Annotated in this window: 22 protein-coding genes; 8 read left to right on the top strand and 14 right to left on the bottom strand. The window is 71.0% G+C overall.

Going from position 1 to position 23,094, the window contains the following annotated elements; all coding sequences use genetic code 11:
• Positions 1-6 precede the first annotated feature (6 nt).
• From FEF34_RS30185 to FEF34_RS30170, 4 genes are all read right to left on the bottom strand, one after another.
• Positions 7-324, bottom strand: a complete 318-nt coding sequence (locus FEF34_RS30185) for a non-heme iron oxygenase ferredoxin subunit (protein ID WP_017948817.1) — start codon at positions 322-324, stop codon at positions 7-9.
• Positions 324-1,502, bottom strand: coding sequence for a Fe-S cluster assembly protein SufD (gene sufD / locus FEF34_RS30180; RefSeq protein ID WP_138055981.1), 1,179 nt, complete (start codon positions 1,500-1,502; stop codon positions 324-326). Before sufD ends, FEF34_RS30185 begins: the two co-directional genes overlap by 1 nt.
• Before the next feature lie 62 nt (positions 1,503-1,564).
• The gene (gene sufB, locus FEF34_RS30175) at positions 1,565-2,986 is read right to left on the bottom strand and encodes a Fe-S cluster assembly protein SufB (protein WP_138055980.1); all 1,422 of its coding nucleotides are present in this window, start codon (positions 2,984-2,986) and stop codon (positions 1,565-1,567) included.
• Positions 2,983-3,777, bottom strand: coding sequence for a helix-turn-helix transcriptional regulator (locus FEF34_RS30170; protein ID WP_138055979.1), 795 nt, complete (start codon positions 3,775-3,777; stop codon positions 2,983-2,985). Before FEF34_RS30170 ends, sufB begins: the two co-directional genes overlap by 4 nt.
• Before the next feature lie 344 nt (positions 3,778-4,121).
• On the opposite strand from FEF34_RS30170, the gene FEF34_RS30165 reads away from it, so the two are divergent.
• The 3 genes from FEF34_RS30165 to FEF34_RS30155 all read left to right on the top strand — a co-directional run bounded on the left by FEF34_RS30165 (position 4,122) and on the right by FEF34_RS30155 (position 6,910).
• On the top strand, positions 4,122-5,048 hold the full coding sequence (locus FEF34_RS30165) for an ABC transporter ATP-binding protein (protein ID WP_138055978.1): 927 nt from the start codon (positions 4,122-4,124) through the stop codon (positions 5,046-5,048).
• A 98-nt stretch (positions 5,049-5,146) separates the two neighbouring features.
• The gene (locus FEF34_RS30160) at positions 5,147-5,863 is read left to right on the top strand and encodes an ABC transporter permease (RefSeq protein WP_138057812.1); all 717 of its coding nucleotides are present in this window, start codon (positions 5,147-5,149) and stop codon (positions 5,861-5,863) included.
• An 87-nt stretch (positions 5,864-5,950) separates the two neighbouring features.
• The gene (locus FEF34_RS30155; RefSeq protein WP_171053148.1) at positions 5,951-6,910 is read left to right on the top strand and encodes a COX15/CtaA family protein; all 960 of its coding nucleotides are present in this window, start codon (positions 5,951-5,953) and stop codon (positions 6,908-6,910) included.
• A gap of 15 nt (positions 6,911-6,925) precedes the next feature.
• Here FEF34_RS30155 and FEF34_RS30150 read toward each other — a convergent pair whose 3' ends face one another.
• The 3 genes from FEF34_RS30150 to FEF34_RS30140 all read right to left on the bottom strand — a co-directional run bounded on the left by FEF34_RS30150 (position 6,926) and on the right by FEF34_RS30140 (position 9,502).
• Positions 6,926-8,005, bottom strand: a complete 1,080-nt coding sequence (locus FEF34_RS30150; RefSeq protein WP_138055976.1) for an amidohydrolase family protein — start codon at positions 8,003-8,005, stop codon at positions 6,926-6,928.
• Positions 8,006-8,120: 115 nt separating this feature from the next.
• Positions 8,121-8,462, bottom strand: coding sequence for a hypothetical protein (locus tag FEF34_RS30145; protein WP_138055975.1), 342 nt, complete (start codon positions 8,460-8,462; stop codon positions 8,121-8,123).
• A gap of 92 nt (positions 8,463-8,554) precedes the next feature.
• Positions 8,555-9,502: a heme o synthase gene (locus tag FEF34_RS30140; RefSeq protein ID WP_138055974.1), complete on the bottom strand. Its 948-nt coding sequence runs from the start codon at positions 9,500-9,502 to the stop codon at positions 8,555-8,557.
• Between the two features lie 364 nt (positions 9,503-9,866).
• On the opposite strand from FEF34_RS30140, the gene tkt reads away from it, so the two are divergent.
• Genes tkt through pgl form a run of 5 tightly spaced genes read left to right on the top strand, consistent with a single transcriptional unit; the run spans position 9,867 to position 16,566 of the window.
• On the top strand, positions 9,867-11,987 hold the full coding sequence (gene tkt, locus FEF34_RS30135) for a transketolase (protein WP_138055973.1): 2,121 nt from the start codon (positions 9,867-9,869) through the stop codon (positions 11,985-11,987).
• A gap of 34 nt (positions 11,988-12,021) precedes the next feature.
• On the top strand, positions 12,022-13,164 hold the full coding sequence (gene tal / locus FEF34_RS30130; protein WP_138055972.1) for a transaldolase: 1,143 nt from the start codon (positions 12,022-12,024) through the stop codon (positions 13,162-13,164).
• A 5-nt stretch (positions 13,165-13,169) separates the two neighbouring features.
• Positions 13,170-14,702 (top strand): glucose-6-phosphate dehydrogenase, encoded by a 1,533-nt coding sequence (zwf, locus tag FEF34_RS30125; protein WP_138055971.1) that lies wholly within the window; start codon positions 13,170-13,172, stop codon positions 14,700-14,702.
• On the top strand, positions 14,699-15,763 hold the full coding sequence (gene opcA / locus FEF34_RS30120; RefSeq protein ID WP_138055970.1) for a glucose-6-phosphate dehydrogenase assembly protein OpcA: 1,065 nt from the start codon (positions 14,699-14,701) through the stop codon (positions 15,761-15,763). Before zwf ends, opcA begins: the two co-directional genes overlap by 4 nt.
• Positions 15,760-16,566 carry a 6-phosphogluconolactonase gene (pgl, locus tag FEF34_RS30115; protein WP_138055969.1) on the top strand — a complete coding sequence of 269 codons (807 nt, stop codon included), beginning with the start codon at positions 15,760-15,762 and terminating at the stop codon, positions 16,564-16,566. The genes opcA and pgl overlap by 4 nt, the downstream gene beginning before the upstream one ends.
• Positions 16,567-16,651: 85 nt before the next feature.
• Here pgl and FEF34_RS30110 read toward each other — a convergent pair whose 3' ends face one another.
• The 7 genes from FEF34_RS30110 to tpiA all read right to left on the bottom strand — a co-directional run bounded on the left by FEF34_RS30110 (position 16,652) and on the right by tpiA (position 23,088).
• Complete coding sequence (locus FEF34_RS30110) at positions 16,652-17,503, bottom strand: poly-gamma-glutamate hydrolase family protein (RefSeq protein WP_407698316.1); 852 nt, start codon at positions 17,501-17,503, stop codon at positions 16,652-16,654.
• Between the two features lie 66 nt (positions 17,504-17,569).
• On the bottom strand, positions 17,570-19,105 hold the full coding sequence (locus FEF34_RS30105) for a PH domain-containing protein (protein WP_138055968.1): 1,536 nt from the start codon (positions 19,103-19,105) through the stop codon (positions 17,570-17,572).
• Positions 19,102-19,602, bottom strand: coding sequence for a PH domain-containing protein (locus FEF34_RS30100; RefSeq protein ID WP_138055967.1), 501 nt, complete (start codon positions 19,600-19,602; stop codon positions 19,102-19,104). Before FEF34_RS30100 ends, FEF34_RS30105 begins: the two co-directional genes overlap by 4 nt.
• A 12-nt stretch (positions 19,603-19,614) precedes the next feature.
• Positions 19,615-21,279, bottom strand: a complete 1,665-nt coding sequence (gene pgi, locus FEF34_RS30095) for a glucose-6-phosphate isomerase (protein WP_138055966.1) — start codon at positions 21,277-21,279, stop codon at positions 19,615-19,617.
• Positions 21,280-21,446: 167 nt separating this feature from the next.
• Positions 21,447-21,782, bottom strand: a complete 336-nt coding sequence (locus FEF34_RS30090; protein ID WP_078503510.1) for an RNA polymerase-binding protein RbpA — start codon at positions 21,780-21,782, stop codon at positions 21,447-21,449.
• Positions 21,783-21,891: 109 nt separating this feature from the next.
• Positions 21,892-22,128, bottom strand: a complete 237-nt coding sequence (gene secG / locus FEF34_RS30085; RefSeq protein WP_170813917.1) for a preprotein translocase subunit SecG — start codon at positions 22,126-22,128, stop codon at positions 21,892-21,894.
• 183 nt (positions 22,129-22,311) lie between these two features.
• Positions 22,312-23,088: a triose-phosphate isomerase gene (gene tpiA, locus FEF34_RS30080; protein ID WP_138055965.1), complete on the bottom strand. Its 777-nt coding sequence runs from the start codon at positions 23,086-23,088 to the stop codon at positions 22,312-22,314.
• Positions 23,089-23,094 lie beyond the last annotated feature (6 nt).

The following is a 23,094-nucleotide window of genomic DNA, read 5'->3' as shown; positions in this document are numbered from 1 at the left end:
GGTGACTCAGGACTCCTGGGTGACGGAGACGAGCACATCGTCCCCTTCGATCTTTACGGGGTACACGGGGACGGGGCGCGTCGCGGGAAGGCCGGACGGTTTGCCGGTGCGGAGGTCGAAGCTGGAGCCGTGCAGCCAGCACTCGATCTGGCAGTCCTCCACTTCGCCCTCGGAGAGGGAGACGTTCGCGTGCGAGCAGATGTCGTGGATCGCGAACACCTCGCCCTCCGTACGGACGACGGAGACCGGCGTGCCGTCGAGTTCCACCCGCTTCGGGGTGTCCTCCTCCAGCTCGCTCAGCCCACAGGCGCGGACGAAGGCCATCAGACGGACGCCTCCAGCTCCGCCTCGATCTTGGCGATGAGGCGCTCCTCCACGTCCGGCAGACCGATCTGCTGGACGAGTTCGGCGAAGAAGCCGCGGACGACGAGGCGGCGGGCCTCGGCCTCCGGGATCCCCCGGGCCATCAGGTAGAAGAGCTGCTCGTCGTCGAAGCGGCCGGTGGCGGAGGCGTGGCCGGCGCCGACGATCTCACCGGTCTCGATCTCCAGGTTCGGCACGGAGTCGACGCGGGCGCCGTCGGTCAGAACCAGGTTGCGGTTCATCTCGTAGGTGTCGGTGCCCTCGGCCCTGGCCTCGATGAGGACGTCACCGATCCAGACGGCGTGCGCGTCGTCGCCCTGGAGCGCGCCCTTGTAGACGACGTTGGACTTGCAGTGCGGCGTGTTGTGGGTGACCAGGAGGCGGTGCTCCTGGTGCTGGCCGGCATCGGTGAAGTACAGGCCGAACAGCTCGGCCTCGCCGCCCGGACCCGCGTACTCGACACGGGGGTGGAGGCGCACGACGTCGCCGCCGAAGGTGATCACGACCGACTTGAAGGTGGCGTCACGGCCGACGAGCGCGTTGTGCTGCGAGCAGTGCACCGCCGTGTCGTCCCAGTCCTGGACGGAGACGAAGGTGACCTTGGCGCCGTCGCCGATCAGGAAGTCCACGTTGGCGGCGCGAACGGCGTCACCGGTGTGGTCGATGACGATGACGACCTCGGAGAAGGCGCCGATCTCGAAGACCGTGTGCCCGAAGGTGGTGCCGCCCTCGCCGTGCAGGGTGACCCGCACCGGCTCGGCCAGGACCGTCTCCTTGGGGACCGAGACGACGGTGGCCTTCTCGAACGAGGAGAACGCCTGCGCGGCGACGCGGTCGACGGGCGTGCCCGCCCTGCCGATGCGCGCGTCGTCACGGCCGACGGACTCGACGGTGACGCCGTCGGGGGCGTTCACCTCCGCCTTGATCGAACCGTCGGCCCGTGCGGTGCCTTCGTGGAGGCCCTTCAGGCGCTCCAGCGGCGTGAACCGCCACTCCTCCTCGCGGCCGTGCGGGACCGGGAAGTCCGCCACGTCGAAGGACGGGGGCGCGCTCATGCGCGTGGCGACGGTCGACTCCGCGGCCACCGCGATCGAGCCGGCGGTGGTGGAGCCCACCGGGATGTTCTGAGCCTCAGCCATGGCTGTCGTGTTGCTCGCTTCCTACGTGAGAATTCTGCGTCGCTGCGGGTGGGGCGCCGGCGTCAGCCGACCGCGCCCTCCATCTGCAGCTCGATCAGCCGGTTGAGCTCCAGGGCGTACTCCATGGGCAGCTCCTTGGCGATCGGCTCGACGAAGCCGCGCACGATCATCGCCATCGCCTCGTCCTCGGAGAGGCCGCGGCTCATCAGGTAGAAGAGCTGGTCCTCGGAGACCTTGGAGACGGTGGCCTCGTGCCCCATGGAGACGTCGTCCTCGCGGACGTCGACGTACGGGTAGGTGTCGGACCGGGAGATCGTGTCGACGAGCAGAGCGTCGCAGAGCACGTTGGACTTGGCACCGGGGGCACCCTCGCCGATCTCGATCAGACCGCGGTACGAGGTGCGGCCGCCGCCTCGCGCCACCGACTTGGAGACGATGTTCGACGAGGTGTTCGGCGCCATGTGGACCATCTTGGCGCCGGCGTCCTGGTGCTGGCCCTCGCCCGCGAAGGCGATGGACAGGGTCTCGCCCTTGGCGTGCTCGCCCATCAGGTACACGGCGGGGTACTTCATCGTGACCTTGGAGCCGATGTTGCCGTCGACCCACTCCATGGTCGCGCCCTCGTACGCCACGGCGCGCTTGGTGACCAGGTTGTAGACGTTGTTCGACCAGTTCTGGATGGTCGTGTAGCGGCAGCGGGCGCCCTTCTTGACGATGATCTCGACCACGGCGCTGTGCAGCGAGTCCGAGGAGTAGATCGGGGCGGTGCAGCCCTCGACGTAGTGGACGTAGGCGTCCTCGTCGACGATGATCAGCGTCCGCTCGAACTGGCCCATGTTCTCGGTGTTGATCCGGAAGTAGGCCTGGAGCGGGATCTCGACGTGCACGCCCTTCGGCACGTAGATGAAGGAGCCGCCGGACCACACCGCGGTGTTCAGCGAGGCGAACTTGTTGTCACCGGCGGGGATGACCGTGCCGAAGTACTCCTTGAAGAGCTCAGGGTGCTCCTTCAGCGCGGTGTCGGTGTCCAGGAAGATGACGCCCTGCTCCTCCAGGTCCTCGCGGATCTGGTGGTAGACGACCTCGGACTCGTACTGCGCGGCGACACCGGCCACGAGGCGCTGCTTCTCGGCCTCGGGGATGCCGAGCTTGTCGTACGTGTTCTTGATGTCCTCGGGCAGGTCCTCCCAGGACTCCGCCTGCTTCTCCGTGGACCGAACGAAGTACTTGATGTTGTCGAAGTCGATGCCGGAGAGGTCGGAGCCCCAGTTCGGCATGGGCTTCTTGTCGAAGAGCCTCAGGCCCTTCAGACGCATCTTCAGCATCCACTCGGGCTCGGACTTCTTCGCGGAGATGTCCCGGACCACGTCCTCCGAGAGGCCGCGCTTCGCGGACGCGCCCGCGATGTCGGAGTCGGCCCAGCCGTATTCGTACTTGCCCAGGCCCTCGAGCTCAGGGTGGGCAGTCTCCGTGGGGAGAGTCATGCGGGGTTCCTCCCGGCCGTGCTTGCAGATGCTTGCGAAGTGGTCTTGTCGGTGTTGCTGGTCGTGCTGGTCCCGCCGGATCCGTCGGCCGGCCGGCCGTCGGGCCGGTGGCCGGCCTTCGGGATGAAGGTCGTGCACACGCCGTCGCCGTGGGCGATGGTGGCCAGACGCTGTACGTGCGTGCCGAGCAGACGGGAGAAGACCTCGGTCTCCGCCTCGCACAGCTGCGGATACCGCTCGGCCACATGGGCGACGGGGCAGTGGTGCTGACACAGCTGCTCGCCGACCGGAGCGTTACGCGCCGTGGCAGCGTACCCGTCCGCGGTCAACGCCCTGGCCAGAGCATCGGTACGCGCCTCGGGATCGGCGGCCTCCACGGCCCGGCGGTACGCCTCGGCCTGGGCCTCCATGCGGTCACGGGCGAAGGCCGCTACGGCGGCCTCGCCTCCCGCGTTCTCCTCGATCCAGCGGAGGGCGTCCACGGCGAGCACGTCGTAGGACTGGTCGAAGGCATCCCGACCGCAGTCGGTGAGCGCGAAGACCTTGGCGGGCCTGCCGCGGGTGCGGGCGCCGTACACGCGCTGCTCACGGGCCGCGACGACGTCGTCTGAGACGAGTGCGTCCAGATGACGGCGCACGGCGGCCTGGGTGAGTCCGAGACGCCCGGCGAGATCGGCGACGGTGGACGGGCCGTGGTCCAGGATCGACCGCGCGACCCGGTTGCGGGTGGACCGCTCCCCGGTCGCGAGCTCCTCCTGGGGGGACTCCCCCACAGCTCCGCCGTTTTTCACAACGCCATTGTTGCGTAATTCCCGAGAGACTGACAAGCCGCGCCCCGCCGGGCGGGCGGTGCCGTGCATCACTTAGGGAAACCTAACCTGACCTGCGGAAACGATCAGCCGTGGGATCGATCCGGCGGCGTCCGGCACGGGCCGGCGGAGGGCGCACCCGGTGCCCGCCCACCCCCGCTGACCGGCGATTCGTCCCTCCCGGAGCGCCTTGCGCAGCGCCGTCCCGAGGCTGCGGCCACCACCTCCCGGGCACCACGGCGGGTGGCCGGATCCGTGCCCTCCCCCGGGCCGGGATCCCGCCCCGGGGCGCCGGTGGCCCCTCACCCCTCCCTAGACTGCCCGGCATGAACAACGAGTCCGCCGTCCGGGTACGGGGCCTGGTCAAACGGTACGGAGCCAGAACCGCGGTGGACGGGCTCGACCTGGACGTCCGCACCGGCACGGTCACCGCCGTCCTCGGCCCGAACGGGGCCGGGAAGACCACCACCGTCGAGACCTGCGAGGGCTACCGCCGCGCCGACTCCGGCACGGTCCGCGTCCTCGGCCTCGACCCGGTCGCCGACGCCGCGCGGCTACGCCCGCGGATCGGTGTGATGCTGCAGTCCGGCGGCGTGTACTCGGGCGCCCGAGCGGACGAGATGCTGCGCCACATGGCGAAGCTGCACGCCCACCCCCTCGACGTGGACGCCCTGGTCGAACGGCTCGGCCTCGGCTCCTGCGGCCGGACGGCGTACCGGCGGCTCTCGGGCGGCCAGCAGCAGCGGCTGGCGCTGGCCATGGCCGTCGTGGGACGCCCCGAACTGGTCTTCCTGGACGAGCCGACCGCCGGACTCGACCCCCAGGCCCGGCGCGCCACCTGGAACCTCGTGCGCGAGCTGCGCGCCGACGGGGTGACGGTCGTGCTGACCACGCACTTCATGGACGAGGCGGAAGCACTCGCCGACGACGTCGCGATCGTCGACGCGGGCCGGGTCGCCGCCCAGGGCAGCCCCGAGCAGCTGTGCCGCGGCGGCGCCGAGAACACGCTCCGCTTCACCGGCCGTCCCGGCCTGGACCTCGGCTCCCTGCTGAAGGCGCTGCCGGACGGCACCGCGGCGGCCGAGCTGACGCCGGGCGCGTACCGGATCAGCGGCACCGTCGACCCGCAGCTGCTCGCCACCGTCACCTCCTGGTGCGCGCAGCACGGGGTGATGCCGGACGGCATCTCGGTGGAGCGCCACACCCTCGAGGACGTCTTCCTGGAGCTCACGGGGAAGGAGCTGCGGTCGTGACCGCTGAGGTGACCACGGACCGGACGTCGGGCACACCGGAATCGCCCGGCGGCAGGGGTACGTACGCCCCGAGGCCGGGCGGTGCGCCGGTCGTCCGGATGATCGCGGCGCAGGCGGCGCTGGAGACGCGGATGCTGCTCCGCAACGGCGAGCAGCTGCTGCTGACGGTGATCATCCCGTCGCTGCTGCTGGTGCTCTTCTCGACCGTCGACATCGTCGACACGGGCGGGGGCCGGGCCGTCGACTTCCTCGCTCCCGGGGTCCTGGCGCTGGCCGTGATGTCCACCGCCTTCACGGGACAGGCGATCGCCACCGGCTTCGAGCGCCGCTACGGCGTGCTGAAGCGGCTGGGCGCCTCCCCGCTCCCCCGCTGGGCGCTGATGGCGGCCAAGACGCTCGCCGTCCTGGTCACGGAGGTCCTGCAGGTCGCGCTGCTGACGCTGATCGCCCTCGGGCTCGGCTGGTCGCCGCGGGGCGGTCCGGTCGCCGTGGCGCTGCTGCTCGTCGCGGGCACCGCGGCCTTCTCGGGCCTGGGTCTGCTGATGGCCGGCACGCTCCGGGCCGAGGCGACGCTCGCCGCGGCCAATCTGGTCTTCATCCTGCTGCTGGTCGGCGGCGGGGTGATCGTGCCACTGGACAGATTCCCGGACGCGGCGCAGACGGTCCTCTCGCTGCTGCCGATCTCCGCGCTGTCCGACGGGCTGCGCGACGTGCTCCGGGACGGCGCGGCGCTGCCGTGGGGCGATCTGGGGATCCTGGCGGGCTGGGCGGTGCTGGGACTCGCCGCGGCGGCGAGGTTCTTCCGCTGGGAATGAGCGCCTCCGGCCCCCGGAACGGCCTGCCGACGACACCCCGGGGCCCCTCGTGAAAACACGCACAAGCGCCCCTCTACGATAGTCGCCGTGCAAACCCCCCTCGCCTACATCGCCAAGCGCTGGACGCCGTCCCCCGAGACCCTCCGGCGCGCCGCGCTCGCACCCGTCGTGATGAGCGTGGTCATCATCGTCACCGGCGGCGCGGTCCGGCTGACCGGCTCCGGACTCGGCTGCGACACCTGGCCGAAGTGCACGGACGACAGTCTGTTCGCGACGCCCGAACAGGGCGTCCACGGCGCCATCGAGTTCGGCAACCGGATGCTGACGTACGTCCTGTCCGCGGCGGTCGGCTGGGCCATCATCGCGGCGCGCTCCACCAAGCCCTGGCGGCGGGGGCTCACCCGGCTCGGCTGGGCCCAGTTCTGGGTGGTGACGAGCAACGCGGTCCTCGGCGGCATCACCGTGTGGGCGGGGCTCAACCCCTGGACGGTCGCCGGGCACTTCCTGGCGGCGAACGCGCTGCTGACGGTGGCCACGGTCACCTGGATCCGGGCGGGCGAGGGCGACCGTGCGCCCCGGCCCCGGGTCCCGCTTCCCGTGCGGCGGCTGTCCTGGGCGCTGACCGGCGCGGCGGGACTGCTGATCGCGGCGGGCACCGTGGTGACCGGCTCCGGCAAGCACGCGGGCGACAGCAGCGACGTGCCGAGGATGCCGTTCGACTGGGTGGACGCGGCCCATGTGCACGCGGCGCTGGCCTGGCTGGTGTGCGTGCTCGCCGTGGGGATGTGGCTGGCGCTGCGGATCGTGGACGCGCCCGACGACACCCGGGCGCGCGCCCGGGAGCTGATCTTCGTTCTGATCGCGCAGGGCGCCGTCGGCTATGTGCAGTTCTTCACCGACGTGCCGGAACTGCTGGTCGGCGCGCACATGCTCGGGTCCTCGCTGATGTGGATCGCCGTGCTGCGCCTGGCCCTGAGCCTGCGGGAGCGTCCGTTCGACGCCCCGGGTGCCCCGGCCGCGCCGGACGCCGCCCTCACGGCGGCCTGATCCGGCCGGTTCGGTTCAGCCGGCCAGCCCGTAGACGCGGCGGGCGTTGTCCGCCGCGATCATCCCGGCGACCCGCCGGGCGTCCGCCCGGCACCAGGCGCCGCCCCCGACCCAGCCGCCGAGCACCCGGTCCAGCGCCTCCCGGAAGATCCTGGCGCCGATGACATGGAGCTCGGGCAGCCCCCGGGCCCCGCTGGAGAACAGCAGCTTCCCGAAGGGGGCGTGTTCGAGGGTTTCGGCGAGGACGGCCGCCGCTCCCGCCCCGGTGTGGGCCAGGGCGGGCCCGACGTCGGCGTACACGTGCGGGAAGACGCTCGCCAGATGCGCGGCGTGGCGGTGGTACGGATAGCCGTGCAGCAGCACCAGGTCGGTGCCGAGACCCGCGGTGGCCGCCGCGAAGCCGGTCAGCGACAGCGGATCGCCCACCCCGACGTGGATCTGCAGCGGCCGCCCCGAGGCGACGGCGACCCAGAGCAGATGGCGCAGCAGCACGGGGTCGGTGAGCCGGCCGCCGACCGTCCGGCCGTCCAGCCAGCGCCCGGTGGCACCGCGCACCTCGCCGGGCCCCGGTGGCTCGGGCACGAGGGAGACCCCGTGCCGTACGGCGACGGAGGTGAAGGCGACGGCCGAGTCGGCCGCGCCGTGCACGGCCTCGGCGAGGTTGGCGAGGAACGAGTCGACGGTGCCCGAGGTGTCGGCGACCTGTTCGGCGAGCAGTTCCAGGCGCACGATCTCATGGGCGTCCGCCCTGCCCGCGGCCGCGATCTCGGGCACTCCGGTGAGGTCCCCGGGCGGTCCGGTGTCCACGAGGTAGGTGGAGATCCCGGTGGCCCGCAGCAGCCGCCTGCCGGTTTCGAGGACGCCGAGCTCCCGTCGGCGCGCGAGGTAGTGCGTGGGCGGGCAGTGGGGTTCGAGGCCGAGCAGCGGCGGGCACCAGCGGCGTACGGCGAAGCCGGTCTGGGTGTCGAAGAAGGTGGTCCCGGGTGCGGGCGGCCCGGCGGTCCTGCCGAGGTGGGCCTCGAAGGCACCGAGGCCCAGCTCCGTGCGGAGGACGCCGTGGCAGTACTGATCCACCAAGGACGGCGTGTCGATCATCCGGGGCTCCCAGCGGTGGACGTCGTTCCACCCCTCCTAACGGGTGAGCCCCGCGCGAGGTGTTGCCCCGGGCCGCAACGGCCGCTCTCCCGTGCCCCCGCAGGGCACGGAGCGGTCAGCCGTTCGACGGACCGCCGATCTGGATGCCGGCCATCCGGGTCCACTCGTACGGTCCGGTGCGGACCTTCAGCGCGAAGTCGCCGTCGAACGACTCGTGCAGGGTGATGCCGGACTTCTCCGCGGCCCTGACGGCGATCTCGTGGGTCGGCGCGACCAGGTCGCCCCAGCCGCCGTCCTCGCCGACGAGCACGATGCGGGTGCCCGTCTGGCCGATGTACGCGAGCTGGCCCTCGGCGCCGCCGTGCGCCTTGGCGAAGGCGCCGATCTGCTTGGCGAGCTTCGCCGCCTTCCGCTCGGCCTTCGCGGACTGCTTCTCGTCAACCTGGGTGTCTGCCATGACCAGGATGCTACTCGCGGGTAGATCGACTGGCGACCGCCCGGCCACGTGGCCTCGGCCACGCCGTGCCCGGGGCGCCCCGGGGCGGCCGGTCAGCGCAGGAAGGGATCCACGGCGACGGCGACGAACAGCAGCGAGACATAGGTGATGGACCAGTGGAACAGCCGCATCTCCTTGAGCTTCCCGCCCGTCGCCCCGGCCTTGGCACGGCTCTGCAGCGCGTGCGCCTCCCAGAGCCACCAGCCGCCGGTCGCCAGCGCCACCGCCGTGTAGAACCAGCCGGTGTAGCCGAGGGGGGTCAGCAGCAGCGAGACCGCCACCATCACCCAGCTGTAGACGACGATCTGCCGGGCTACGACCCTGTTCGAGGCGATCACCGGGAGCATGGGCACGCCCACGCGCGCGTAGTCCTCCTTCACCTTCATCGACAGCGGCCAGTAGTGCGGCGGCGTCCAGAAGAAGATGACGAGGAAGAGGACGACGGCGGCCCACGACATGGAGTCGGTGACGGCCGACCAGCCGATCAGCACCGGCATGCAGCCGGCGATGCCGCCCCAGACGATGTTCTGCGCGGTGCGCCGCTTCAGCAGCATCGTGTAGACGACCACGTAGAAGAGGAGCGCGCCGAGCGCCAGGGCCGCCGACAGCCAGTTGACGAGAAGTCCGAACCAGAGCGTGGAGACCACGGCCAGGGTCATGCCGAAGACCAGGCCCTCTCGCGGCGACACCATGCCGGTGACCAGCGGGCGCTGCGCGGTGCGGTCCATCAGGGCGTCGATGTCGCGGTCGATGTACATGTTGAGCGCGTTGGCACCGCCCGCGGAGAGGTATCCGCCGACGCACGTGGCGATCACGAGCCAGAGGTCCGGCACGCCCTGCGCGGCCAGGAACATCACCGGTACGGTGGTGATGAGAAGCAGCTCGATGATCCGCGGCTTGGTCAGCGCCACGAATGCCTTGACGCGGGCCCCGAACGGCCGATGGCCCCCCGGGCTGGGAGTCAAGACGACCCCGGCGGGTCGGGACTCGACGGCCGTCACGCACACCCCTGACAGAGAAATTCCCAGCAAGCTTCGCGGGGGCATCCCTCGTACCCGGAGGGTCATGGAGGCGTGAATGCCCGGTGAAGGCTTGCGCGTACCACGCCACTCTAGACGTTGGCCCCATGCCGATCTTCGCGGGGGTGGGTCGTGTTGAGCGCTGCGGCGGCGCCGTCCGTACTCACCGGAGTCAAGCACCGACAACAGGCGAAGTCGGGCCGGTACCCGCAGGCTGGTTGATGTGTCCGATTGGAGAGACGTGCACTCGAAAGGATGCACGTTGCTGCGAGGGTAGGCTCGACAGCGCCCGGTAAACGCCTCAGTCACCGGGACCCGAACATGTGGAGAGGAGCCCTGACCCAGGGTGAGCACCAAGCCGACCACTACAGACCTCGAGTGGACCGCATTGGACCAGCGGGCCGTGGACACCGTACGTGTCCTCGCCGCTGACGCCGTACAGAAGGTCGGCAACGGCCATCCCGGTACGGCGATGAGCCTGGCCCCCGCGGCGTACGTCCTCTTCCAGAAGCTGATGCGCCACGACCCCGCCGACACGGACTGGACCGGCCGCGACCGGTTCGTGCTCTCCGCAGGTCACTCCAGCCTGACGCTCTACATCCAGCTCTACCTCGCCGGGTACGGCCTGGAGCTCGACGACCTCAAGTCCTTCCGCACGTGGGACTCCAAGACCCCGGGCCACCCCGAGTACGGCCACACCGTGGGCGTCGAGACCACGACCGGCCCGCTGGGCCAGGGCGTCGCCAACGCCGTCGGCATGGCCATGGCCGCCCGCTACGAGCGCGGCCTGTTCGACCCGGACGCCGCTCCCGGCACTTCTCCGTTCGACCACACCGTCTGGGCCGTCGCCGGCGACGGCTGCCTCCAGGAGGGCATCTCCCACGAGGCGTCCTCGCTGGCCGGCCACCAGAAGCTCGGCAACCTGGTGCTGCTCTGGGACGACAACCACATCTCCATCGAGGGCGACACGGAGACCGCGGTCTCCGAGGACACCCTGAAGCGGTACGAGGCGTACGGCTGGCACGTCCAGCGCGTGGCCCCGCTGCCGAGCGGCGACCTGGACCCGGTCGGTCTGTACGAGGCGCTGAAGGCGGCCAAGGAGGAGAGCGAGCGTCCCTCCTTCATCGCCGTCCGCTCGATCATCGCCTGGCCGGCCCCGAACGCCCAGAACACCGAGGCCGCGCACGGCGCGGCGCTGGGCGACGACGAGGTGGCGGCCACCAAGCGGGTCCTCGGCTTCGACCCGGAGAAGACCTTCGAGGTCTCCGACGAGGTCATCCGGCACACCCGCCGGGCCCTCGACCGCGGGCGCTCCGACCGTGAGGAGTGGGAGAAGACGTTCGCCGAGTGGCGTGCCGCCAACCCGGAGCGCGCCGCCGAGTTCGACCGCATCCGCGCGGGCGAACTCCCGGCCGGCTGGGAGGAGAAGCTCCCGGTCTTCGAGACCGGCAAGGCGGTCGCCACCCGTGCCGCGTCCGGCAAGGTGCTGCAGGCGCTGGGCGCGGTCGTCCCGGAGCTGTGGGGCGGTTCCGCCGATCTGGCGGGCTCGAACAACACCACGATCGACAAGACCTCGTCGTTCCTCCCCAGGGGCAACCCGCTGCCGGAGGCGGACCCGTACGGGCGCACGGTCCACTTCGGCATCCGCGAGCACGCGATGGCCGCGATCATGAACGGCATCACGCTGCACGGCAACACCCGTGTCTACGGCGGTACGTTCCTCGTCTTCTCCGACTACATGCGCAACGCGGTCCGGCTGTCCGCGCTGATGCACCTGCCGGTGACGTACGTCTGGACCCACGACTCGATCGGTCTCGGCGAGGACGGCCCGACGCACCAGCCGGTGGAGCACCTGGCGTCGCTGCGCGCGATTCCGGGTCTGAGCATCGTGCGCCCGGCCGACGCCAACGAGACCGCGATCGCCTGGCGCGAGATCCTCCGCCGCTGGACGAAGGAGTTCCGCGTGGGCACGCCGCACGGTCTGGCGCTGACCCGCCAGGGCGTGCCGACGTACGAGCCGAACGAGGACGCGGCCAAGGGCGGTTACGTCATGTTCGAGGCCGAGGGTCCCGGCGGGGAGAGCACCGAGCCGCAGGCCGTGCTGATCGCCACCGGCTCCGAGGTGCACCTGGCCGTGGAGGCCCGCGAGCAGCTGCAGGCCGAGGGCATCGCGACGCGGGTCGTCTCGATGCCGTCCGTCGAGTGGTTCGACCAGCAGGACCAGGCCTACCGGGACTCGGTGCTGCCGCCGTCGGTGAAGGCGCGGGTGGCCGTCGAGGCCGGTGTCGGGCTGACCTGGCACCGCTTCGTCGGTGACGCCGGCCGGATCGTGTCGCTGGAGCACTTCGGTGCCTCGGCCGACGGCAAGGTGCTGTTCCGCGAGTTCGGATTCACCCCCGAGGCGGTGGCCGCCGCCGCGCGGGCCGCGCTCGATTCAACGACTGGGATCGCCGCCACCGCGCGCTGACGCCGGTATACGACTAGTAGGAGATGCAACTCTCATGACAGACGCACTCAAGCGCCTCTCCGACGAAGGCGTCGCGATCTGGCTCGACGACCTGTCGCGCAAGCGCATCACGTCCGGCAACCTGGCCGAGCTCATCGACCAGCAGCACGTCGTGGGCGTCACCACCAACCCGTCCATCTTCCAGAAGGCCATCTCGTCCGGCGACGGCTACCAGCCGCAGGTCTCCGACCTCGCGACCCGCCGGGTGACGGTCGAGGAAGCCCTCCGCATGATCACCACCGCGGACGTGCGCGACGCCGCGGACGTGCTGCGGCCGGTGTTCGACGCCACGGGCGGCCAGGACGGCCGGGTGTCGATCGAGGTCGACCCGCGGCTGGCGCACAACACGGCGGCGACCGTCGCCGAGGCCAAGCAGCTGGCCTGGCTGGTGGACCGGCCGAACACGTTCATCAAGATCCCGGCCACGCGGGCCGGCCTTCCGGCGATCACCGAGGTCATCGGCCTCGGCATCAGCGTCAACGTCACGCTGATCTTCTCGCTGGAGCGGTACCGCGAGGTCATGGACGCCTACCTGGCGGGGCTGGAGAAGGCGAAGGCCGCGGGCCTGGACCTGTCGAAGATCCGTTCTGTGGCGTCGTTCTTCGTGTCCCGGGTGGACACCGAGATCGACAAGCGGCTGGACGCCCTCGGCACGGACGAGGCGAAGCAGCTGCGCGGCAAGGCGGCGCTCGCCAACGCACGGCTGGCCTACCAGGCCTACGAGGCGGTGTTCGGTTCGGCCGACAAGTCGACGCCGCCGTCGGAGCGCTGGGCCGCCCTCGACAAGGCGCAGGCCAACGCGCAGCGTCCGCTGTGGGCCTCGACCGGCGTCAAGGACCCGGCGTACCCGGACACGATGTACGTGGACCAGCTGGTCGCACCGGGCACGGTCAACACCATGCCGGAGGCCACGCTGGAGGCGACCGCCGACCACGGGCGGATCACGGGCGACACGGTGCGCGGGACGTACGAGCAGGCCCGTGCCGAGCTCGACGCCCTCGAGAAGCTCGGGATCTCGTACGACGACGTCGTCCGGCTGCTCGAGGACGAGGGCGTCGAGAAGTTCGAGGGGTCCTGGAACGACCTGCTCAAGTCGACCGAGGCGGAGCTCCAGCGCCTCGCTCCCTCGGAGGGCTGAGCACCTTGACTTCCGCACACGGAGCGAATCCGCTCCGTGACGCCGCGGACCGACGGCTCCCGCGCATCGCGGGGCCGTCGGGCCTGGTGATCTTCGGCGTCACGGGCGATTTGTCACGGAAAAAGCTGATGCCCGCTGTGTACGACCTCGCCAACCGCGGGCTCCTGCCGCCGGGCTTCTCCCTCGTCGGCTTCGCCCGCCGTGAGTGGGACGACCAGGACTTCGCGCACGAGGTCCACGAGGCCGTGAAGGAGCACTCCCGCACTCCCTTCCGGGAGGAGGTCTGGCAGCAGCTCATCCAGGGCATGCGGTTCGTGCCCGGAGAGTTCGACGACGACGACGCGTTCGAGACCCTGAAGAAGACCATCACGGAACTCGACCAGGTGCAGGGCACGGGCGGCAACTTCGCCTTCTACCTCTCGGTGCCGCCGAAGTTCTTCCCCAAGGTCGTCAGGCAGCTGAAGAAGCACGGGCTGGCGGAGCAGAAGGACGGCTCGTGGCGGCGCGCCGTCATCGAGAAGCCCTTCGGCCACGACCTGGCCTCCGCGATGGAGCTGAACTCGCTCGTCCACGACGTGTTCGAACCGGACCAGGTCTTCCGCATCGACCACTACCTGGGCAAGGAGACCGTCCAGAACATCCTGGCGCTCCGCTTCGCCAACACCCTCTTCGAACCGATCTGGAACCGGTCGTTCGTCGACCACGTGCAGATCACCATGGCCGAGGACATCGGCATCGGCGGCCGTGCCGGCTACTACGACGGCATCGGCGCCGCGCGCGACGTCATCCAGAACCACCTGCTCCAACTGCTCGCGCTGACCGCGATGGAGGAGCCCGCCTCCTTCGAGGCGGACTCGCTGGCGACGGAGAAGACCAAGGTGCTGGGCGCGGTGAGACTGCCCAGGGACCTCGCCGCGGGCACCGTCCGCGCGCAGTACGCGGCCGGCTGGCAGGGCGGCGCGAAGGTCGTCGGCTATCTGGAGGAGGAGGGCATCGACCCCACCTCCAAGACCGACACCTACGCGGCGATAAAGCTGGAGATCGACAACCGGCGCTGGGCGGGCGTGCCGTTCTACCTCCGCACCGGCAAGCGGCTCGGCCGCCGTGTCACCGAGATCGCCGTCGTCTTCCAGCGCGCCCCGCACTCCCCCTTCGACCGCACGGCCACCCAGGAACTCGGGCAGAACGCCCTGGTCATCCGGGTCCAGCCGGACGAGGGCGTGACCCTGCGCTTCGGCTCGAAGGTCCCCGGCACCTCGCTGGAGGTCCGCGACGTCTCCATGGACTTCGCCTACGGCGAGTCCTTCACGGAGTCCAGCCCGGAGGCCTACGAGCGGCTGATCCTCGACGTGCTGCTCGGCGATTCCAACCTCTTCCCGAGGGTCGGGGAGGTCGAGCTGTCCTGGAAGATCCTCGACCCGATCGAGGAGTTCTGGGAGAAGCACGGCAGGCCCGCGCAGTACCCAGCCGGGACATGGGGTCCGGTCGAGGCGGACGAAATGCTCGCACGAGACGGACGGAGCTGGCGCCGGCCATGAAGATCGACCTTACGGACACCACCTCCGGAAAGATCAACAAGGCGCTGGTGCAGGGCCGACGGGCTATCGGCACCCCGGCCGTCGGAATGGTCCTCACCCTCGTCATCGTCACCGACGAGGAGAACGCCTACGACGCGCTGAAGGCGGCCAACGAGGCCGCCCGCGAGCACCCCTCGCGCAAGCTCGTCGTCATCAAGCGCGTCTCCCGCTCCCCGCGCGACCGGGCCAAGGCGCGGCTGGACGCCGAGGTCCGGGTGGGCGCGGACGCCGGCACCGGCGAGACGGTGGTTCTGCGGCTCTACGGCGAGGTCGCCGACCACGCCCAGTCCGTGGTGCTGCCGCTCCTCCTGCCGGACGCGCCGGTCGTGGTGTGGTGGCCGGTGAACGCGCCGGTCGATCCGGCGTCCGACCCCCTGGGCGCACTGGCACAGCGCAGGGTCACCGACACATACGCCTGCGAGCGGCCCGTCGCCGAGCTGACCGCCCGCGCCGACGCCTACACCCCGGGTGACACGGATCTGTCCTGGACCCGCATCACCCCGTGGCGCTCGATGCTCGCGGCCGCGCTGGACCAGGTCGACTGGCGGATCACCGGGGCCGAGGTCGAGGGCGAGGAGTTCAACCCGAGCTGCGAGCTGCTCGGGATGTGGCTCGGCGACCGGCTGGACGTACCGGTGGCGCGCACGGCCTCCGGTGGTCCCGGCCTCACCGCCGTGCGGCTGCTGACGGACAGCGGCACCATCGTGCTGGACCGCGCGGACGGCTCCCTGGCGACGCTGTCCATCGAGGGCCAGCCGGACCGTGCGGTGGCGCTGAAGCGGCGCGACACCGCCGAGCTGATGGCCGAGGAGCTGCGGCGGCTGGACCCGGACGACATCTACGCCGCGACGCTTCGGTTCGGGGTCGACCGGCTCGACCAGCGGCCCGCGGCGGCCGGCGACGGCTCCGCCGCGAGGAAGGCCGAGGCGGAGCGCCCTGACCCGACGGCGGAGAAGCCCGGGGAGAAGAGCGGGGAAGAGACCCCCGCGAAGGCACCGGCGAGCAAGGCGGCGTCCAAGTGAGCGCCCCCCAACTCGTCGTCCACCGCGACAAGGAGCTGATGGCCCGGGCCGCAGCGGCCCGGCTGATCACGAAGATCGTGGACGCCCAGGCCGCCCGGGACTCCGCCTCGGTGGTGCTCACCGGCGGGCGCAACGGCAACGGCCTGCTGGCCGCGCTCGCCGCGGCACCCGCGAGGGACGCCGTCGACTGGTCGAGGCTCGACCTGTGGTGGGGCGACGAGCGCTTCCTCCCCGAAGGGGACCCGGAGCGCAACATCACCCAGGCCCGGGCGGCCCTGCTCGACTCGGTACCGCTGGATCCGGCCCGGGTGCACCCGATGCCCGCGTCGGACGGACGGTACGGCAAGGACGCGGACGCCGCGGCGGCCGCGTACGCGGAGGAGCTGGCCGCCGCCGCGGGCCCCGAGCACTACCGGTCGGCGGCTGCCGACACGGGCGGCGATGTGCCGGCGTTCGACGTCCTGATGCTGGGCGTGGGCCCCGACACGCACGTCGCCTCCCTGTTCCCCGAGCTTCCCGCGGTACGGGAGACGGAGCGCACGGTCGTCGGCGTCCACGGCGCGCCGAAGCCCCCGCCGACGCGCATCTCCCTGACGCTCCCGGCGATCCGGGCGGCGCGCGAGGTGTGGCTGCTGGCGGCCGGCGAGGACAAGGCGAACGCCGCGCGCATCGCCCTGTCGGGCGCGGGCGAGATCCAGGCCCCGGCGGCAGGGGCGTACGGCAGGTCGAGGACGCTGTGGCTGCTGGACGCGGCGGCGGCGTCCCAGCTGCCGCGCGATCTCTATCCGCCCGCCTCCGCCTGACGCGGTCTCACCGCCCGGTGCGACGAGGTCCGGTCCGCCCCCACCGGCGGGCCGGGCCGTACGTCGTCTCAGCGCCCGCCGCCCGTCACAGCAGGACCTGACCCGGCTTGGCTTCCAGGCGGGCCACCGCCGCCCGCGCGGCGGCCGTGAAGCGCCAGAACACCTCGGTGGTGCTCCCGGGGCGTCCCGCGTTGGTGTAGACCCCGAACATGGCGGCACGCAGCTCCGCGGTGATTTCCAGCTGTCCGCCCTCGCCGAGCACGGTGCGGTTGCAGGGGTTGTCGGTCTTGACGCCCGCGAGGTCCGGTACTGCGGAGCCGTCGATGGTGGTGAACCCGGCATTCCCGAGCTCCAGGTGCAGGGCTGCCTTGAAGTCGGCGCTGCGGCCGCCGACCACGACGGCCTCGGGAGAGGAGGCCGGGGCACCGGCCTGAGCGGCCGTACAGCCGTGCAGGCTCAGCACGTTGAGACTGCCCCCGGCCAGCGAGAGGGCGATCCGGTCGTCGCAGCTCGTGGACGTGACGTGGAGTTCCCGGTTGCCGGAGGAGCGCAGTCCCTCGAACATCCAGTAGTCGTGTACGGGGTGGCCGTCCTGCACGGCTTCGAGGGTGGCGGGGTGGTAGCCGGCGATCCCGAGGCAGAGTTCGGAGGTGCCGCCCTCGATACCGCCCCCGTGCAGTGCCATGATCGTCGTCCGGTTGAACGGCGCCGTCCCGGTCCGGCTCTCGTCGGCGTGCTGATGGCGCTTCCAGCGACGGCCGAAGTCGGTGCCCTCCTTGCCCGCGAGCTTGGTGTAGAGATCGGTGTTGGACGTGTAGACGTCGTTCTCTCCGGTGGCGTACGCGGGCGCGGCCCCGAATCCGCCGAGCACGGAGCCGCTGACGGCGGCCCCGACGAGCGCGGTGAGCACCGAACGGCGATCTGCTGAAATGTTCATGAGGGACATGATCACGTCTCCGGCGGGCGGAGCCGCCCGTTCCGGACGTGGCATCGCTCACGCCCCTTACCTCCCGTGCTCGTTGCGACCGCCCGGCCGCTCGAGGAACGGTTCCAGCAGCCCCGGGACCGCCCGGGCGGCGAAGTCCAGGATCTCGTGCTCGTCGGCGTCGTACACCGGGTACGCACCGTCGCCCGCCGCCGTGGTGGCGATCAGGGTCAGCAGCCCGGCACGCCGCTGGAACCACGACTGCCTCAGCGTCCAGCCGATGACGCCGCCGCGCCGCAGCGCCACCGTGCCCCGCCGGACGGTCCCCGAGCGGGCGACCAGATAGTCGCCCACGAGCGCGTGGCCCAGGCTCCGGTACGCGTCCAGGGCCAGCAGCACCGCGGGCGGCAGGGACACCGCCGCGCACGCCGCGGCGGCGTACAGCAGAACGTCCGTCACCGACAGACCCAGAACGACGAGGACCAGGACCGGCGCGAGGGCGGCCGCGAGGGCCCGGCGCAGTCTGCGGGAGCGCGCCGCCCGCGGATGCGCGGCGAGCGGGGTGCTCGTGGGCGGGCGATGCTCCCGCAGCACCCGGGCGGCGACGTCGTCGGCCACGGGCCCCGGCGCGGGCGGCAGCAGCGTCCTGTGGTCGGCCTTGCCGTCCTCGTCGTCCTCGACCAGGCCGGTGGCCACGGCGTCCACCCGCGCGGCGCCGAACAGCCGCACGCCGAGTGGCTCGACGCGTTCGACTCCGCGCAGCCGTCGCTCCTCAATCGAGAGGGAGCGGGAGGTGAACAGCCCCCGGCGGACCCGCAGTGTGCCGCCCGGTTCGCGTTCCAGCCGATAGCCGAACCACATCTCCACCCAGAGGCCGAGTGCTCCGACGATCCCGGCGAACAGGGCCAGTACCGCCAGCACCACGGCCGTCCAGAGCAGCGGGGTGTCCCGGAACCGCTCACCGACCCAGTCGATCACCTGTGTCTGCACCCCGAACCACTGGCTGACCTGCATCACCGCTCCGACCGCGGCGCCGCCGAGCAAGGGGGCGACGAAGGACACCGGCGCGTAGCGGATCCAGCGGGGGTCGAGGGCCGCCAGTGTCCCGTCCCGTTCGGCCTCCGGCACCCCGGCGGCCCGCCGCGCCAGCAGCTCCCGGCGCAGCCGCTCGCCCTCGGCCCTGGTGACCGGGTCGAGTTCCAGCGTGGACTCTCCGCCGCCGGTGTGCTCACCGGTGCCGATCCGCACCTTGACCAGGCCGAGTATCCGCAGCAGCGGATGGGCCGTCAGATCGACGGTGCGGATGCGTTCGCGCGCCAGGGACCGCCGCTTCACCAGCAGCAGACCGGTGTGGAGCTCGGCGCGCTCGGGGCCGATGCGGTACCGCGTGCGCCTCCAGCGCAGCCAGTCCGCGCCCGCGCCCCCGGCGATGAGTACCAGGGCCCCGGCGAGCACCCAGCCGAGCGCCTGCCACCACGGCATGCTCCCGGCCAGACCGAGCAGGACGGGCAGTCCGGCACCGCCCGCCACCCCCGCCATCACGGCGGCCGTGACGAGCACCGTGCGCGGGTCGAGCCGCCGCCAGCGCTCGTCCGGGCCGCCCGCGGTGGTCATGTGGCGTCCCCGGGGGTGGCCTGGGTGATCCGCGTCAGCTGCTCGGCCAGTCCGGCGGCGACCTCGTGGTCCAGGCCTTCGATCCTGAGCGCGCCCTTGGCGGAGGCGGTGGTGACGGTGACGGTGGCCAGCCGGAAGAGCTGTTCCAGCGGACCGCGTACGGTGTCGACGGTCTGGATCCGGGACATCGGGGCGATGCGCCACTCCTGCAGGAGGGCGCCCGTGCGGACGTACACGGCCTCATCCGTGACCTCCCAGCGGTGGATCCGGTACCACCAGGAGGGGAGAAGGGCCGTGCCCGCCAGGCCGAGGACCGCCAGTACCCCGGCCGCGAACCACAGCCAGGTCCTGGCGGGCCCGACGAACGCGCCGAGGGCGGCGAGCACCGCCACCGGCACGGCCGCCGTCAGCAGGCACCGCGCCCGCCACCATCCGACGGCCCGTTCGTTCAGTCTGTTGTTCGGCGGCCTCAGCCGCACGGTCCCCTCCCCCGTCATCGGACCGCCGTCCTACGCCCCGCCGCCCAGCGGGCTCCGGCCGCGCAGAGTGCGGTACGTGGACACCAGCGCGGCGGTGGAGCTGTCGAGGTCCTCGCCCCCGCGGCCCTCTGTGAGCACCGGCTCCAGCCGCTTGGCCAGGACCTTGCCGAGCTCGACGCCCCACTGGTCGAAGGAGTCGATGTTCCAGACGGCGCCCTGGACGAACACCTTGTGCTCGTAGAGCGCGACGAGCTGGCCGAGGACGGAGGGCGTCAGCCCCCCGGCGAGGATCGTCGTGGTCGGGTGGTTGCCGCGGAACGTCTTGTGCGCCACCAGTTCCTCGGGCACGCCCTCCGCACGCACCTCCTCCGGGGTCTTGCCGAAGGCCAGCGCCTGGGTCTGGGCGAAGAAGTTCGCCATCAGCAGGTCGTGGTGGCCCGCCGGTCCGGCCGGCAGCTCGTCGACGGGCTCGGCGAAGCCGATGAAGTCGGCCGGCACGAGCTTGGTCCCCTGATGGATCAACTGGTAGTACGCGTGCTGCCCGTTGGTGCCCGGGGTGCCCCAGACGACCGGTCCCGTCTGCCAGTCGACGGGCTCACCCTCCCGGTCGACGGACTTGCCGTTCGACTCCATGTCCAACTGCTGGAGATACGCGGTGAACTTGCTCAGGTAGTGCGAGTACGGCAGGACCGCGTGCGACTGGGCGTCGAAGAAGTCGTCGTACCAGATGCCGAGGAGGCCCATCAGCATCGGCGCGTTCTCCTCCGGCGGCGCCGTGCGGAAGTGCTCGTCGACGAGGTGGAATCCGTCCAGCATCTCGCGGAAGCGCTCCGGGCCGATGGCGATCATGAGCGAGAGCCCGATCGCCGAGTCGTACGAGTAGCGGCCGCCGACCCAGTCCCAGAACTCGAACATGTTCGCGGTGTCGATACCGAAGTCGGCGACCTTCTCCGCGTTGGTGGACAGCGCGACGAAGTGCTTGGCCACGGCCTCCTGGCCCGCGCCGAGGCCGGTCAGGAGCCACTCGCGGGCGGTGGTGGCGTTGGTGATGGTCTCGACGGTGGTGAACGTCTTGGAGGCGATGACGAACAGCGTCTCGGCGGGGTCGAGGTCGCGGACCGCCTCGTGGATGTCGGCCCCGTCCACGTTCGAGACGAATCGGAACGTCAGGTCCCGTGCGGTGTAGGCGCGCAGCGCCTCGTAGGCCATCGCGGGGCCGAGGTCGGAGCCGCCGATGCCGATGTTGACGACGTTCCTGATGGGCTTTCCGGTGTGGCCGGTCCATCGGCCCGAACGGATCTGCCCGGAGAAGGCGCTCATCTTGTCGAGCACGGCGTGCACGGCCGGCACCACGTTCTCGCCGTCGACCTCGATGACCGCGTCCCGGGGGGCGCGGAGCGCGATGTGCAGGACCGCCCGGTCCTCGGTGATGTTGATCTTCTCACCACGGAACATGGCGTCCCGCAGCTCCGCGACCCCGGTGGCGGCGGCGAGGTCACGCAGCAGTGCCAGCGTCTCGTCGGTCACCCGGTGCTTGGAGTAGTCGAGGTGCAGATCGGCGGCCCTCAGGGTGTACCGGCTGCCGCGCCCGGGATCCGCGGCGAACAACTCCTGCAGATGCGTGTCCGCCATCTGCTCACGGTGCTTGGTCAGAGCAGCCCATTCGGGCCTCCGGTTGAGCCGGATTGCGTTCATCTTCAGCCCACTTCTTCTCGTACCTGACTGCGTCCCCGCTGCCCCACCAACCTAATTGATCGTGAGGCCGGCCGGCGCGACGCAACGGCGTGCGGGCGAAACGCAGCGGGCCCGGCCGGCGGCGGAATCCTGGGATTCCGCCGCCGGCCGGGCCCGGCGTCAGCTGCTCAGATCTCGCCCCGGAGCTTCGCGAGCGCCTCGGCGAGGATGGCCTCACCGTCCGCGTCGCTGCGCCGCTCGCGCACGTACGCCAGATGCGTCTTGTACGGCTCGGTACGCGGTGGGTCCGGCGGGTTGTCCCGGTCCTGGCCCGCTGGGAACCCGCAGCGCGGGCAGTCCCAGCTGTCCGGAACCTGTGCGTCGCTGGCGAAGCTCGGCTGCGTCTCGTGCCCGTTCGAGCACCAGAAGGAGATGCGGAGACGCGGCGCGGACTCGCCCCGCTCCGCCTCCCCCATCGGCCCCGCCCCGACCCGGCTTCCCCGAATCGCGTTGCCACTTGCCACGGTCGTAACTCCCTGCGTGATGGTGCTCGAAGATGCCCCAGTCTACGTAAGGCCCAACGCTCGTCCAGTGATTGGAGTTACACCCCCACCTCCGGGACGCTCTTTGTGGTCAGCCGCCCAGCTTCATCAGCAGAGCAAGTACGACAATGCACGCGAACCACATCAGGCCGACCACGATCGTGATGCGGTCCAGGTTGCGCTCGGCGACCGAGGAGCCGCCGACGGACGACTGCATGCCGCCACCGAACATGTCGGAGAGGCCGCCGCCCTTCCCCTTGTGCATCAGCACCAGCAGCATCAGCAGCAGGCTGAAGACGATCAGGGCGATCGAGAACCCCATAACCACGGCTGGACCAACTTCCTCGGACGAACGAATCAGACTGAACAACTGATCGGGAAAACGGGGGCCGAGTCCACGAGCCTCGACCCCCGCAAGCGTACGACGAGGTTACCCATTTCCACGACCCTCGCCGCGGGCCGACCCTCCTCACCGCAGGTGACGAGGAGGGCGGGCAGCGCTACCGTCCGCTCACTGGTCCCGGAAGCGCACGATCTTGACGAACTCGTCCACGTCGAGGGACGCGCCGCCGACCAGGGCTCCGTCGACATCGGGCTGAGCCATGATCGCCGCGACGTTGTTCGACTTCACCGAGCCGCCGTACTGGATGCGGATCTTGTCGGCCACCTCCTGGCCGTACAGTTCCGCGAGCCGGCCGCGGATCGCCCCGCAGACCTCCTGGGCGTCTTCCGGGGTGGCGACCTCACCGGTGCCGATGGCCCAGACGGGCTCGTAGGCGATCACGAGGGTCTCGGCCTGTTCGGCCGTGATGTCCTTCAGGCCGCCGTCGATCTGGTTCAGGGTGTACTGGACCTGCTGGCCGGCCTTGCGGACGTCCAGGCCCTCGCCGACGCAGAGGATCGGGGTCAGACCGTGCCGGAACGCGGCCTTCACCTTGGCGTTGCAGAGCGCGTCGGACTCGGCGTGGTACTGGCGTCGCTCGGAGTGACCGACGACCACGTAGGCGCACTTCAGCTTGGCGAGCATCGTGCCGGAGATCTCACCGGTGTATGCGCCGGAGTCGTGCGCCGAGAGGTCCTGGGCGCCGTACGTGATCTTCAGCTTGTCACCGTCCACCAGGGTCTGCACGGAGCGCAGATCGGTGAAGGGGGGCAGGACCGCGACGTCCACGGCGTCGTAGTCCTTGTCGGTCAGGGCGAAGGCGAGCTTCTGGACGTGGGCGATGGCCTCGAGGTGGTTGAGGTTCATCTTCCAGTTGCCCGCCATCAGCGGGGTGCGGGTGCTCATGTGGTG

Origin of the sequence: Streptomyces marianii (assembly GCF_005795905.1) — a bacterium.
Lineage (GTDB): Bacteria > Actinomycetota > Actinomycetes > Streptomycetales > Streptomycetaceae > Streptomyces > Streptomyces marianii.
The sequence above is the reverse complement of the archived record's forward strand: the minus strand, read 5'-3'. Positions and strand labels throughout refer to the sequence as shown.

Bases quoted from the DNA above. Each gene is read 5' to 3' on its own strand.
- FEF34_RS30185 (WP_017948817.1), bottom strand. From the start codon at position 324: ATGGCCTTCGTCCGCGCCTGTGGGCTGAGCGAGCTGGAGGAGGACACC.
- sufD (WP_138055981.1), bottom strand. From the start codon at position 1,502: ATGGCTGAGGCTCAGAACATCCCGGTGGGCTCCACCACCGCCGGCTCG.
- sufB (WP_138055980.1), bottom strand. From the start codon at position 2,986: ATGACTCTCCCCACGGAGACTGCCCACCCTGAGCTCGAGGGCCTGGGC.
- FEF34_RS30165 (WP_138055978.1), top strand. From the start codon at position 4,122: ATGAACAACGAGTCCGCCGTCCGGGTACGGGGCCTGGTCAAACGGTAC.
- FEF34_RS30160 (WP_138057812.1), top strand. From the start codon at position 5,147: ATGATCGCGGCGCAGGCGGCGCTGGAGACGCGGATGCTGCTCCGCAAC.
- FEF34_RS30150 (WP_138055976.1), bottom strand. From the start codon at position 8,005: ATGATCGACACGCCGTCCTTGGTGGATCAGTACTGCCACGGCGTCCTC.
- FEF34_RS30145 (WP_138055975.1), bottom strand. From the start codon at position 8,462: ATGGCAGACACCCAGGTTGACGAGAAGCAGTCCGCGAAGGCCGAGCGG.
- tal (WP_138055972.1), top strand. From the start codon at position 12,022: ATGACAGACGCACTCAAGCGCCTCTCCGACGAAGGCGTCGCGATCTGG.
- opcA (WP_138055970.1), top strand. From the start codon at position 14,699: ATGAAGATCGACCTTACGGACACCACCTCCGGAAAGATCAACAAGGCG.
- FEF34_RS30110 (WP_407698316.1), bottom strand. From the start codon at position 17,503: ATGAACATTTCAGCAGATCGCCGTTCGGTGCTCACCGCGCTCGTCGGG.
- FEF34_RS30105 (WP_138055968.1), bottom strand. From the start codon at position 19,105: ATGACCACCGCGGGCGGCCCGGACGAGCGCTGGCGGCGGCTCGACCCG.
- FEF34_RS30100 (WP_138055967.1), bottom strand. From the start codon at position 19,602: ATGACGGGGGAGGGGACCGTGCGGCTGAGGCCGCCGAACAACAGACTG.
- pgi (WP_138055966.1), bottom strand. From the start codon at position 21,279: ATGAACGCAATCCGGCTCAACCGGAGGCCCGAATGGGCTGCTCTGACC.
- tpiA (WP_138055965.1), bottom strand. From the start codon at position 23,088: ATGAGCACCCGCACCCCGCTGATGGCGGGCAACTGGAAGATGAACCTC.